The 13,001-nt window shown below is 62.9% G+C and carries 12 protein-coding genes; 5 read left to right on the forward strand and 7 right to left on the reverse strand.

Annotated features, from left to right (window positions below; translation table 11 throughout):
• The first annotated feature begins 373 nt into the window (after window positions 1-373).
• Window positions 374-661 (forward strand): usg protein, encoded by a 288-nt coding sequence (locus ABIB00_RS08080; protein ID WP_247338894.1) that lies wholly within the window; start codon window positions 374-376, stop codon window positions 659-661.
• 154 nt (window positions 662-815) lie between these two features.
• The gene (locus ABIB00_RS08085) at window positions 816-1,343 is read left to right on the forward strand and encodes a cupin domain-containing protein (protein WP_354046394.1); all 528 of its coding nucleotides are present in this window, start codon (window positions 816-818) and stop codon (window positions 1,341-1,343) included.
• 12 nt (window positions 1,344-1,355) lie between these two features.
• Here ABIB00_RS08085 and ABIB00_RS08090 read toward each other — a convergent pair whose 3' ends face one another.
• Both ABIB00_RS08090 and ABIB00_RS08095 read right to left on the reverse strand, forming a co-directional pair.
• The gene (locus tag ABIB00_RS08090; protein WP_354103974.1) at window positions 1,356-3,491 is read right to left on the reverse strand and encodes an O-linked N-acetylglucosamine transferase, SPINDLY family protein; all 2,136 of its coding nucleotides are present in this window, start codon (window positions 3,489-3,491) and stop codon (window positions 1,356-1,358) included.
• Window positions 3,492-3,594: 103 nt separating this feature from the next.
• On the reverse strand, window positions 3,595-4,845 hold the full coding sequence (locus ABIB00_RS08095) for a NupC/NupG family nucleoside CNT transporter (RefSeq protein WP_354103975.1): 1,251 nt from the start codon (window positions 4,843-4,845) through the stop codon (window positions 3,595-3,597).
• 158 nt (window positions 4,846-5,003) lie between these two features.
• Here ABIB00_RS08095 and ABIB00_RS08100 point away from each other — a divergent pair, with 158 nt between their 5' ends.
• Window positions 5,004-6,242, forward strand: a complete 1,239-nt coding sequence (locus ABIB00_RS08100) for an MFS transporter (RefSeq protein ID WP_354103976.1) — start codon at window positions 5,004-5,006, stop codon at window positions 6,240-6,242.
• A gap of 211 nt (window positions 6,243-6,453) precedes the next feature.
• Here ABIB00_RS08100 and ABIB00_RS08105 read toward each other — a convergent pair whose 3' ends face one another.
• The 5 genes from ABIB00_RS08105 to ABIB00_RS08125 all read right to left on the reverse strand — a co-directional run bounded on the left by ABIB00_RS08105 (window position 6,454) and on the right by ABIB00_RS08125 (window position 11,404).
• Complete coding sequence (locus ABIB00_RS08105) at window positions 6,454-7,212, reverse strand: SDR family oxidoreductase (protein ID WP_354103977.1); 759 nt, start codon at window positions 7,210-7,212, stop codon at window positions 6,454-6,456.
• 26 nt (window positions 7,213-7,238) lie between these two features.
• The gene (locus ABIB00_RS08110) at window positions 7,239-7,997 is read right to left on the reverse strand and encodes a proteasome-type protease (protein WP_247338874.1); all 759 of its coding nucleotides are present in this window, start codon (window positions 7,995-7,997) and stop codon (window positions 7,239-7,241) included.
• 122 nt (window positions 7,998-8,119) lie between these two features.
• Window positions 8,120-8,968: a transglutaminase family protein gene (locus tag ABIB00_RS08115; protein ID WP_247338873.1), complete on the reverse strand. Its 849-nt coding sequence runs from the start codon at window positions 8,966-8,968 to the stop codon at window positions 8,120-8,122.
• Window positions 8,969-9,036: 68 nt separating this feature from the next.
• On the reverse strand, window positions 9,037-9,981 hold the full coding sequence (locus ABIB00_RS08120; RefSeq protein ID WP_354103978.1) for an alpha-E domain-containing protein: 945 nt from the start codon (window positions 9,979-9,981) through the stop codon (window positions 9,037-9,039).
• 4 nt (window positions 9,982-9,985) lie between these two features.
• A complete protein-coding gene (locus ABIB00_RS08125) occupies window positions 9,986-11,404 on the reverse strand; it encodes a circularly permuted type 2 ATP-grasp protein (protein ID WP_354103979.1) in 1,419 nt (472 codons plus the stop codon).
• 275 nt (window positions 11,405-11,679) lie between these two features.
• On the opposite strand from ABIB00_RS08125, the gene ABIB00_RS08130 reads away from it, so the two are divergent.
• Together ABIB00_RS08130 and gpt are read left to right on the forward strand one after the other, a co-directional pair.
• Entirely contained in the window at window positions 11,680-12,417 is a 738-nt protein-coding gene (locus ABIB00_RS08130; protein WP_247338870.1) for a competence/damage-inducible protein A, read from the forward strand.
• A 28-nt stretch (window positions 12,418-12,445) separates the two neighbouring features.
• Window positions 12,446-12,973, forward strand: coding sequence for a xanthine phosphoribosyltransferase (gene gpt, locus ABIB00_RS08135; RefSeq protein WP_247338869.1), 528 nt, complete (start codon window positions 12,446-12,448; stop codon window positions 12,971-12,973).
• Window positions 12,974-13,001 lie beyond the last annotated feature (28 nt).

Here is a 13,001-nt window from a genome sequence, read left to right on the forward strand (position 1 = left end):
TCCTAAACGTTTGCGCGGATTGATGTTTTCAGGATGTTAGCAACCGATGCCCGCGAGTGCTAAGACGGGTGAACCTCAAATAGGCCAGGATTTTTGCGGGGGCAAGGGCTTCTACCAGAAAAATCAGCACTCAGAAGCGCTGCCTGCCAGAATTCTTTACCATCGTTAACCGGCCAACTAGGGCCGTATTAGCACAGTGCCGCATCTGCTGCTAACGCATTGAATTTCAACAGCTTGTTAAACTTTTGGGCTTGAGATGGATTGTCAGTTTGCGTCACATTTCTATCTTGTGAGCGCATCTCCACCGGGTGGCTCGTAGGGCGCGTACCGGAAAGCCACCCCTTGAATATGCGCTCCTGCAAAGGAGGTTGGCATGGTCTCGCGGGTTGGGGTTGTTTCCGACGATTTCCGGAAACAGGTGCTGGGTTACGGGCTGACGACGGCGGAAATTCTCTACCGGATGCCGGATCATCGCTCGCTGCTCCAGACCTATGTCTGGCAGAACTACGACATGTTTCCGAAATTCCCGGCGCTGACGGATTTCCTGGCGTTTTGGCAGCAGAAGCTCGACGGCCCACTGTTCTCAGTGACGGTCGTGCATTCCAAGCTGATCAAGCCGGCCGAGCTGCGTGCGGTCGACGGTGTGTTTCGGTTGCATTGATCGCGGGATGCGTAGGACCTGGATGAGCGCAGCGTGATCCACCACTGATTGTATGCTCGGAAGCGAAAGAGGTGGGTTACGCCTACGGCTACCCACCCTACGAGTCTTTTTTCTGTGCTAGCGTCTCCCCCACAACAAAACGGGAGGCCGGCCCATGGCCAAGAAAGCAAAATCGCGCAGCGCATTGCAAGTCGCGGTGAAGAAGCGGAGCGGCGCCAAGGCCGCGCCCCGATTATCGGCGCGCAAGGCGGTGAAAGCGAAGGCGCGCACTGTCACCCCGAAAAAGCCAGTGCGTCCCAAGCAGCGCATCGCCATCAGCCATCACCGCGAGGAAGACTTCAAGGCCGACGGTCTGCGCACCTACGCGAAGTATCGCGATCTCGGCATCGCTGCTGCAAGCCACGGCCTCGCGCAAGCGCACGTGATCCGGCTGCAAGGTCCCTGCAATCCGAACGAAGTGTCGAAGCTGCACTTCCACGCCGTCGAATTCCAGATGGTCTACGTGCTCAAGGGTTGGGTGAAGACCTATATGGACGGAGAGGGCGAGACGCTGATGAAAGAAGGCAGCGCCTGGACTCAGCCGCCGAAGATCAAGCACATGATTTTGGACTATTCGGACGACGTCGAGCTGCTGGAGGTAATCCTGCCGGCGGAGTTCAGGACGGTGGAGTTGAAAGCGTAAGCTCTCTCGTCGTCATTGCGGGGAGCGGCCATTGCAATAGCGTTTCCACATCGCGCGATAGGCATCGTCCACTGCTTGCGTGTATGAGACGGGGTTGCCGGCGGCTGCAGCCCTGATCTGTCCGGGCAGTTCGCAGCGCAAGTTCTGGAGGTCGCCGATCTGCGATCCACGGCCAGCCGCGATTTCGACATACGCCTCATCGCTATTCGCGACCCAGTCCGGCAGGCCAAGCGCGGTGAGGATGGAGCCCGCAGCACGGCTAGGCAGGCTGTTACCGAGCTTCGCCACCACCGGCACGCCCATCTGCAAGGCTTCCCAAGTGCTGACGCCGCCATTCTGCGGGAACGGGTCGAGGCCAATATCGACGCGATTGAACGATGCCAGATGCTCGGTTCGCGAGGTGGCTCCGAGCAGGTCGACGCGTTCGGCCGGCAACCGGCAAGCTGCAAACCGCGCCAGCAGATTGTCGCGGACCAGCCGATCGTCCAGCGCAAAATCCTTGATCAGCAGTCGCGAACCCGGCACCTGCTCGAGAATCCTGGACCAGACTTCCACCGCCTCGTCCGAAATCTTGCTGATACGGTTGAAGACGCCGAATGTGATGAAACCGTTCGAGATCGCCGGCGCTGGCGCCCGCGCAATCCCGTCCGGCAGCGGCACCAGCGTCACAAAGCATGGCAGGTCGACAACGGTCTCCGCAAACAGCGGCCGAACCGCAAAAGGAATCGCGACGGGGTCCGAGAACAGATAATCGATCGTTCGCAGCCCGGTGCCGGTGCCGTGGCCCCAGCCATGCACCTGGACCGGTGCCGGCTTGCGCGCAAACACGCCGAGCCGGTGTCCCTTGGTATGGCCGGACAGATCGATCAGGATGTCGATGCCATCGGCGCGGATTTGAGCGGCGAGGCGATCGTCGGTCCATTGCGAGGCGTCGCGCCAGCGGTCGGCGATCCCTTGAAATTCGCCGGTCGTCGCATCCGCTTTCGGCGAACAAGAGTAGCACACGGTCTCGAACTGTGTCCGATCATGGTGCTGCAGGACCGGCTTGAAAATGAACGCCGCCGAATGCGCGTGAAAATCCGACGAGACATAACCCAGCACCAGACGGCGATCCGGATCGCGGCTGTTGTCATGCGGTCCTACCGCTGCTGAAGCGATCTTCGCGCCGACCCGTTCCCACCAAAGCTGCCGCGCTTGCTGATGCTGCGCAACGCTGGCGTCCGCCACAAAATCGAGCGCGAATATCTTGTTGGTGATCGCGTCCTCGAAGTCAGGCTTGATGGCAAGAGCCCTGTCGAAACTGGCGTGGGCTTCGTCGACCCGGCCAAGTCCCGCGAGACATTGGCCAAGCAGGATGTGGGCCTGAAAGAAAGCGGGATTGATCGCGAGAGCCTTCTCGCAATCAGGCAATGCGCCGGCAATTCCTTTGTTTCGGACCAGGACAGTGGCCCGCCCATACCACCCGTTCGCGTTGTCGGGTGCGAGAGCGATCACCCGGTTGTAATCCGCTGAGGCTTCGTCAAATCGCAGAAGTTCCAGCCATGCAGCAGCGCGGTTCGTCAGTGCCGAGACATGATTGGGCTGGATCGATAGCGCGCGGTTCAAGCTCGCAATGGCCTCACCATAGTCGCGCAGACTGCAGAGCGCCCAGCCTCGGCCGTTATGGGCATCGGCAAGGTTTCCATCGATTGCGAGCGCCTTGTCGAAACTTTCGAGCGCTTCATGGTGAAGATCCAGGGCGAGGCACACGTTACCGAGATTGGACAGGGCAACGGCGTAATTGGGCCGCAAAGCGATGGCTTTTTTATAGCTCTCGCGGGCCTCATCATGACGTTGCAGCCCGTTCAGCGCGACGCCACGGCTCATCTGGGCTTCAGGAGACCGCGGATCCACGGCAACCGCTCGGCTTAGTAGAATTTCGGCTTGCTGATAGTTTTTGGCTTGAGACTCCAGCACGCCGAGCAAATGCAGCGCTACGAACTGATCGGGCGCAAGCTCCAGGAGTTGGCGATAGGCGGCCTGAGCCTCGGTGAGAAGCCCCGCCTTATGCAGATGGAGGGCGCGCTCGAGCAGCGGCGTCACTTCGGCTTTTTGCCGTTTCTGAATCCGGGCATTTTGAAATGCACGCTGACCAACGCCGTTGCCCATGAATCAATTCCACCCGAATCTCCAGGCGAGATTAACATGGAAGTATTGTCCGGATTGCGCTGCACTCCATCCTGGCAATGAGGACGCAAGCCTCACGCAAGCCTCACGTCAGCACCCCCACGATCGCGCCCATCAAACACGTCGTCAGCGTGCCTGATACGATCGACTTCAGCCCGAGCGCGTTGATTTCCTCGCGCCGTTCCGGCGCCATCACGCCGAGACCGCCGATCATGATGCCGAGGCTGGCGAAATTGGCGAAGCCGCACATCGCGTACAGCATGATCAGCCGCGAGCGCGGATCGAGCGCATCGTGCGACAGCTTTGAGAAGTCGACATAGGCGATCAATTCGTTGAGCACGGTCTTGGTGCCCATCAGGCTCCCGGCGGTGACGGCCTGATCCCAGGGCAATCCCATCAGCCAGCACACCGGCGCCATCACAAGGCCAAGCAGGCGCTGCAAAGAGATCGCGGCGCCGCCGACGTTCGGCAGCAGGCCGAGGATGGCGTTGACGAGATAGACCAGCGCGACAAGCACCAGCAGCATCGCGACGATGTTGATCAGCAGTTCGATCCCCGCGCCGGTGCCTTTCACGATTGCATCCATCGTGCCGGAGACCTCCATCTCGGGATCCTCCAGCGCGCCGCCGGTGCGCTTGTCGGATGTTTCCGGAATCATGATCAGGCTGACGAGGATCGCGGCCGGCGCGCCCAGCACCGAGGCAATGACGAAATGCGCGGCGGCGTCAGGAATGAGGGGAGCAAGGAGCGTCGCATAGAGCACCAGCACCGTGCCGGCGATGCCGGCCATGCCGCCGGTCATCACCAGGAACAATTCGCTGCGGGTCATCTGCGCGAGATACGGCCGCACGAACAGCGGTGCTTCGACCATGCCGAGAAAGATGTTGGCGGCAGTCGAGAGTCCGACCGCGCCGCCGACCCCCAGCGTCCGCTCCAGCAGCCAGGCCATCCCGCGCACGACTGGCGGCAGCACGCGCCAATAGAACAAGAGCGTCGTCAGCACGCTCATGACCAGCACGATCGGAAGCGCCTGGAAGGCCAGGATGAAATCGGCGCCCGGCACTTTCAGGTCGAAGGGCAGGGGCCCGCCGCCGATATAGCCGAACACGAAGGACGAGCCGGCGCGCGAGGCCGCCGAGATCGCGCCCACGGCATCGTTGATGGCACCGAAGGTGCGCGCGACGACGGGCACCTTCAGGAGCACGATCGTGGTCACGAAAGTGGCGACGAGGCCGATCGCCGCCTGGCGCAGCGAGACTGCGCGGCGATTTTCGCTCAGTACCAAGGCGATCAACAGCAATGCGAAAACGCCGAGTGCCGATTGCAGCCGCAGCATGATGTCCCCAAACCCCGATGATTATGGCCGCCCGTGCGTTGCAAACGCAATGCCGGGAGATTGTCGGAGCATCCCTCTGTTGACAAGCAGGCCCGCGTCAGCCACGCGGAGCACGTCGACATCAGGAGCCGGATAGTCCGAGCGTGTCCGAAGAGGCGATGCCAGACCAGCCAATATCCGGCAATCCGCCGGTCAGCGCCCGCGCGCTCCTCTCCCACCGCGCCTTCCTGTTCTTCCTGCTCTCGCGCAGCCTGTCGCGCTTTTCCAGCCAGATCGCGGCGGTCGCGATCGGCTGGCAGATCTACGATCTCACAGGTTCGGCCTTCGACCTCGGCATGGTCGGCCTCGTGCAATTCCTGCCCACAGCGCTGCTGGTGTTCGTCGCTGGCCATGCCGCCGATCGCTACGAGCGCAAGCGCGTGGTCCAGCTCTGCCAGCTCGTGGAAGCCGCGACCGCGCTCTATCTCGGCCTCATCACCTATCTCGGCTTGGTCAGCGAAGTGCAGATTTTTGTGGCGACCTTCGTGCTCGGCATTGCCGGAGCCTTCGAAAGTCCGACCACCGCGGCGCTGCTGCCGGCGATCGCGCCGCAGGGCTCGCTGCAGCGCGCCACCGCCGTCTCCAGCGGTGCCGCGCAGGTCGCGACCATCACGGGGCCGGCCCTCGGCGGTTTTGCCTACGCGGTCGCGCCGCATCTTGCCTATGCGGTCATGGTACTGTTCTGGATCTTTGGAATGATCCTGACCGGCTTCATTCGGCCGCGCCCGCAGGCGATCGCCAAGGAGGGGACGAACTCGGACAATGTCTTTGCCGGCGTCCGCTTCATCCGCAGCAATCCGGCGATCCTCGGCACCATCTCGCTCGATCTGTTCGCGGTGCTGTTCGGCGGCGTCACCGCGCTGCTGCCGATCTATGCACGCGACATCCTCCAGACCGGTCCGATGGGGCTCGGGATCCTACGCGCCGCGCCGGCGGTCGGCGCGCTGGCGATGACCATGGTGCTGGCGCGGCACGCCATTTCGCGGCATGTGGGCCTGCGCATGTTCCAGGCGGTGATCGTGTTCGGCGTCGCGACGATCGTGTTCGCACTGTCGTCCTGGATGTGGCTGTCGGTGCTCGCGCTCGCTATTCTCGGCGCGGCCGATACGATCAGTGTCGTGATCCGCTTCTCGCTGGTGCAGCTCGCGACCCCCGACGAGATGCGCGGCCGGGTCGGCGCGGTGAACTTCCTCTTCATCAACGCCTCCAACCAGCTCGGCCAGTTCGAGAGCGGGGTCGCCGCCGCACTGTTCGGCGCCATGCCGGCCGCCGTTCTCGGTGGCGTCTGCACGGTCGCAGTGGCGCTGCTATGGATGAAGCTGTTTCCGAGCCTGCGGCAGGTGGAAACGCTGGAGTAGGAGCTCGCTCTCTCTCTCCGTCATTGCGAGGAGCTCTTGCGACGAAGCAATCCAGAATCTTGCCGCGGTGGCAGGCTGGATTGCTTCGCTGCGCTCGCAATGACGATTGTGGAGGCAGTGCGGCGACTTACCACAAGTCACCCCGCCCGACGGCGCCAGTCACGATCCTCTTGACGCCTACTGTGCATGGGGTTGTTTTCGAGATTTTTGGTTAGCCCCGTCCGACGAATGGCATCTTGGTGGCCATGACAGTCATGGTCAGCACGTTGGCGTCGAGCGGCAGGCCCGCCATGTAGGCAACGGCATCGCCGACCGCCTTGGCGTCCATGCGCGGCTCCTGCTTCGACGTGCCGTCGGGCTGCAGCACGCCGGGGCCGTTGACCATGCGGTCGGTCATCGGCGTCGCCGCGTTGCCGATGTCGACCTGGCCGACTGCGATGTCATACATGCGGCCGTCAAGGTTAGAGGCCTTGGTCAGGCCGGTGATGGCGTGCTTGGTCGAGGTGTAGGCCGCCGAGAACGGTCGCGGCGCATGCGCCGAGATCGAGCCGTTGTTGATGACGCGGCCGCCGCGGGGGCTCTGGTCCTTCATGATACGGAAGGCGTGCTGGGTGCACAGGAACGGGCCGGTGAGGTTGGTGTTCACCACCACTTGCCACTGTTCGAGGGTCAGATCCTCGAAATTCACCGGCGGTGCGCCCATGCCGGCATTGTTGAAGAGCACGTCGAGCCGGCCATAGGTGTCCTTCACCTTAGCGAACAGCGAGGCAATCGAGTCCGGCTTGGTCATGTCGGCGGTGACGCAGAGGCTTTTCCCCGCGGGGCCAAGCTTCGCGGTCTCCTCGAGCATGTCGAGCCGGCGCCCGACGAGCACCACGGTGAAGCCGGTGTTCATCAGCGCCAGCGACGCCGCGCGCCCGACTCCGGTGCCGGCGCCCGTCACCACTGCGATCTTTTTCGCTTCACTCATCGTTTCCTGCCTTTTCTCTTAAACTGTCAGGTTTTAGGTTCTTTTTCGTTCTTGTAGGGCGGCCGCGGAATGTTCTGATGCGCGGCGCGCAAGGCCGCCGACCAGCGCGAGCGCAAATCGTGGAAATAGGGCTCGCCCGCCTCGATGCGGTGGTTGAGATCGGCCTCGCAGGCGTCGGCACGCACCACCAACACGTCGATCGGCAGGCCGACGCCGAGGTTCGAGCGCATGGTCGAATCCATCGAGATCAGGCCGGTCTTCAGCGCCTCGTAGAGTTCGACGTCGTAATGCATGGCGCGGTCGAGTACCGGCTTGCCGTATTTGTGCTCGCCGATCTGCAAGTAGGGCGTGTCGGTGGTGCACTCGATGAAGTTACCCGCGGTGTAAACCATGAACAGGCGCATGCGCGCACCCTTGATCTGGCCGCCGAACAGGAAGGAGACGTCGAAGGACACGTCCTCGGATTTCAGCGCCGGCCCTTCGGTCGCGTGCACTGCCCGGATCGCTCGGCCGATGCGCTGGGCCGCCTGGAACATGGTCGGCGCGTTCATCAGCGTCTCGATCTCGCCCGTGTTGGGGTCTTCGAGGCCTTCGGTCAACGTGGAGAGCACCGATTGGCTGATTGCGAGGTTGCCGGCGCTGGCGATCGCCATGATGCGGTCGCCGGGATTGGAGAAGATGTGGAGCTTGCGGAAGGTCGAGACGTTGTCGAGGCCGGCATTGGTGCGGGTGTCGGCGATCATCACCAGACCGTCCCGAACCAGGATTCCGCAACAATAGGTCATTTCCAGTCCCCGAACGCGTTTGCGCGGAATTACTAGCCAATTTCAAGGGCCGCTCCAACCCCCGATTCCCGCGGGCGGCGGGCCGAAAGCAGTCGGCCGGTGAGGGGCTTGGGTGGCGCGGCTCAGCTTTGCCGCTGGGACTGCGATTGCGACTGGCCGCTTCGGCCGGCCTGCTCGACCTTCACGGCCACCGCCAGCGTCTCGGGGCCGCCGCCATAACGGGTGCCGCGCACGGGGGCGGCGCCGAGATAATCGAGCCCGATCGCGACGCGGACATGTGCGTCGGTGGCGCAGATGCTGTTGGCGGGGTCGAAACCGACCCAGCCAAGGCCGTCAACGTAAGCCTCCGCCCAGGCATGGCCGGCGTCCTGATGCACCGTGCCGTCGGAGCGCAGGAAGTGGCCGGAGACGAACCGCGCAGGCACGCCGCCGCTGCGAGCGCAGGCGATGAAGATATGCGCGTAGTCCTGGCACACGCCGCGCTTGAGCGTGAACGCTTCCGCCGCTGACGTGCCGCTGTTGGTCGGGTCCTCGTCGAAAGTCATGTGATCGCCGATCTGCGTCATCAGCGTGTGCAGGAAGCCGAGCGTGTCGCTCTCGGCCTCGCTGCGCAGCTGGCGCGCAACTGCATTCATCCCCGGATTGACGGTGGTGAGGTCGGTGGCGCGCAAGAACATACCTGCCGGAAAGCGCTCATCGGCGCCGCGCAGCACGCCGCCGGTGTCATGGGTTTCGATCAGGCCCTCGGCGGTGATCCTGATGTCGCTGACGGGTCCGCAGGACAGCACATGGGTGACGTTGCCGAATGCGTCCTCGTGGGTGTCGAGCTTGGTGTCGGTCGAAACGTCGATCTGCCACTCCGCCACATATTGCCCGTCGTGGCTGCCGGGCGTCATGCGCAGGATCTGGATGACGCTCGTGGCCTCCGGCTCGTAGCGATAGGTCGTGGTGTGCAGGATTCGCAGGCGCATGATGGACCGTTGTTCTGGCGTCGTCGTTCCGGGCTTGCCCTGCGGGCGTCCCGGGGATGACAGCAGTATCAGATCAAATACTGCTTCGTGATGATTTCGCCCAGCCTGGCATTATCCGCGATGAATTCCTGAATGAATTCATGCACGCCATGCTGGAAAATGTCGTTCATGTTGCTGTGTTCCAGCCGGTTGCGGATGCCGCGGGCATGGCGCTGGGCGGGGCCCTGGCGGCCATAGGCGACGCCGATCTGGTCGAGATTGCGCACGAGATTGCCGTAGCAGCTTGCAAGCGAACGCGGCAGCGAGTCGTTGAGGATGAGCAAATCCGCGATCAGCCAGGGTTTCAGCGTCTCGCGATAGACCCAGTGATAGGCCGTCAGCGCCGAGACCGAGCGCAGGATCGAGGTCCACTGGTAGAAATCGAGCGGGCCGCCGACATGCTCCTCCTCGGGCAACAGCACGTGGTATTTCACGTCGAGAATGCGCGCGGTGTTGTCGGCGCGTTCGAGATGCAGGCCCATCCGCGAGAACCAGTAGGCGTCGTTGCGCAGCATGGTCCGGTAGGCCGAGCCGTCGAAGCGCAGCGAGGTCTCCTGCACGAAGCGCAGGAATTTTGCGAGATTCTCGCGCGTGGAGGTTCCTCTGCTCCAGACCTCCTGCAACTCGATCCACGCCGAGTTGATGGTGTCCCACATCTCGCTCGTCAGCGCTGTGCGCACCGAGCGCGAATTCAGCCGCGCCGCCTCGATGCAATTCCTGATCGAGGACGGATTATCGGCCGAGAACGAGAGATAATCGACGACGTTGTGCTCGTTGGCTTCTTCGTACTGCTGATAGAAGCTCGCGGCGACGCCGGCGGTCAAAAGCGCCGAGTCCCATTCGTTGGTCTTGCCGATATAGGCGGCGGGAAGCGCGGTGACGCGCAGCGTCGCATCGATGGTGCGCGCGAGATACTCGGCCCGTTCGACGTAGCGGGCGAGCCAATAGAGGTTTTCGGCGGTGCGCGACAGCATCTCTCTACTCGTCCAGAATCCAGGTGTCTTTGGTGCCGCCGCCCTGGCTCGAATTCACCACCAGGGAGCCTTCCTTCAGCGCAACGCGTGTCAGCCCGCCCGGCACGATCGTGGTGCTCTTGCTGCCGGTGAGCACGAACGGCCGCAGGTCCACATGGCGCGGCGCAAGGCCGGATGCCGTGCAGGTGGGGCAGGTCGAGAGCGCCAGCGTCGGCTGCGCAATGAAGCCCTCGGGCTCGCGCTTGAGCTTTTCGCGGAAGGCTTCGATCGTCGCCTTGGTCGCGGCAGGACCGATCAGCATGCCGTAGCCGCCGGAGCCGTGCACCTCCTTCACGACGAGTTCGTTCAGATGGTCCAGCACATAGGCGAGATCCTTCGGCTCGCGGCAGCGCCAGGTCGGCACGTTCTTCAGGATCGGCTCCTCGCCGAGATAGAATTTTACGATGTCCGGCATGTAGGAGTAGATCGCCTTGTCATCGGCGATCCCGGTGCCGACCGCGTTGGCAAGCGTGATGTTGCCGGCCGCATAGGCCGACATCAGCCCGGGCACGCCGAGCGCGGAGTCGGGGCGGAAGGTGAGGGGATCGAGGTAGTCGTCGTCGACGCGACGGTAGATCACGTCAACGCGCTTCACGCCTTCGGTCGTCCGCATGAACACTTCGTTGTTCTTGACGATGAGGTCGCGGCCCTCGACCAGCTCGATGCCGAGCTTGTCGGCGAGGAAGGAGTGCTCGTAATAGGCCGAGTTGTAAACGCCAGGGGTAAGCAACGCGACGGTCGGCTCGCCGGAGGCGCTTTGCGGCGCCACTGAGCGCAGGGCGGACAGCAACTCGTCCGGATAGCGCTCGACCGGTGCCACTCTGTGGCGGGCGAACAGGTCCGGAAACAGCCGCATCATGATCTCGCGGTTTTCCAGCATGTACGACACGCCCGAGGGCGTGCGCGCATTGTCCTCCAGCACGATGAAGTCCTCTGCATCGACCCGGACGATGTCGATGCCGGCGATGTGCACGTAGACGTCATGCGGCACCTGCTGGCCATTCATCTCGGGACGAAAGACCGGGTTCTGAAAGATGAGGTCGTCGGGCACGACCTCGGCGCGGAGGATGTCACGGCCGTGATAGATGTCGCGCAGGAACATGTTGAGCGCGCGCACCCGCTGCTTCAGGCCTTTCTCGAGCAGCGCCCATTCCTTGCCGGACATGATCCGCGGGATCACGTCAAAGGGGATCAGGCGCTCCGTGGATTCGGAGTCGCCATAGACCGCGAAGGTAATGCCGATGCGGCGGAATAGGAGCTCGGCCTCCTGGCGGCGATATTCGAGCGCCTCGGGCGGCGTCTCCTTGAGCCAGCGTGCCAGCTCCTGATAGGCGGGGCGAAGGTCCCCACCGGGAATGTTCATTTCATCAAACGCGAGTGCCATAGATCCCGACTTGTCTCCGCAAGGCGTTGCGCCATTCGACAGGTCGTCAGGCCTTGATGGAGACCGCAACGTCCTGGCCATGCGGCAAGAGTGCATGACTTTCATGCGGTAGCAAGGGGCGGGCCAGCGCGATAAGCATGGGCAGAGGACATTTGCCGGGGATGGCCGGCGGCTTGCCTGAAAAAATGGCTGAGGACTGCTTATTTCGGCAGCAAAAGCGCGTGACTTCAACGCGTTACCTCGGCAAAGTCGGCCCTAAAAGTGAGGGATAGTTTATGAGCGAGATCGTCACGGCGGGCATTCTGGTTATTGGGGACGAGATCCTGTCCGGCCGGACCAAGGACAAGAATATCGGCTTCATCGCCGAATACCTGACCAATATCGGCATCGACCTGAAGGAGGTCCGGGTCGTCTCCGACGACGAGCCCGACATCATTGCCGCGTTGGATGCACTGCGGCATCGCTACACCTATGTCTTCACCACCGGCGGCATTGGCCCGACCCATGACGACATCACCGCTGACAGCGTCGCCAAGGCGTTCGGCGTCGGCATCGACCATCACCCGGAGGTGGTCGCCCGTTTCCGCGAGCGATGGAGCGAGCAGGATCTCAACGAGGCCCGCCTGCGCATGGCCCGCATTCCCGACGGTGCGGAGTTGATCCAGAGCGCGACCATCCTCGCCCCCGGCTTCAAGATCGGCAATGTGATCGTGATGGCCGGCGTGCCCTCGATCATGCAGGCGATGATGGACATCGTCTCGCCCAAGCTGAAATCGGGCGTGCGCATGCTTTCCGAATCGGTCCGCGCCAATGCACGTGAGGGCGACATCGGCAGCCCACTGCGGGTGATTGCCGCCGAGCACCCCGACACCATCATCGGCAGCTATCCCTTTATGGATGAAGAGCAGAAGCCCAACACCAACCTGGTGGTGCGCTCGCGCGACGCGGACAAGCTGGCGGCAGCGATGGTGGCGGTGAAGGAAATGCTGGCGGGATTGAATATCACCCGCTAGCTGCCGGCAGATGAATTAGGAGACGACAATGGCTGGTGATGCACCGGAACTGAGCGCGCAGGAACGTGCAGGCAAGGCTTTTCCTGTCTCGTGGGACCAGTTCCATCGGGACTGCCGGGCGTTGACCTGGCGGCTCAACGAGGTCGGCCCGTTCCACGCGGTGATCGCGATCACGCGCGGCGGCCTGGTGCCGGCCGCGATCGTCGCGCGCGAGCTCGGCGTGCGCGTGATCGATACGGTCTGCATCGCCAGCTACGATCACGACAAGCAGGGTGACTTGCAGGTCCTCAAGGGCATTTCAGATGCGGCGATGAAACTCGGCGGCGGCACCGGCAAGGGGCTCCTGATCGTCGACGATCTCGTCGATACCGGCAAGACCGGCAAGCTGGTGCGCGCGATGCTTCCCGATGCGCATTTCGCAACCGTCTACGCCAAGCCGAAGGGACGTCCGCTGGTCGACACCTTCATCACGGAAGTCTCGCAGGACACATGGATATTCTTCCCCTGGGACACAGCGCTGTCCTACCACCCGCCGCTCCGCGACGGGGCGGCGTGACTATCGCGACGGCGCGGCGGAGCCATCG

The sequence above is a fragment of the Bradyrhizobium sp. LB14.3 genome, assembly GCF_040547985.1.
Lineage (GTDB): Bacteria > Pseudomonadota > Alphaproteobacteria > Rhizobiales > Xanthobacteraceae > Bradyrhizobium.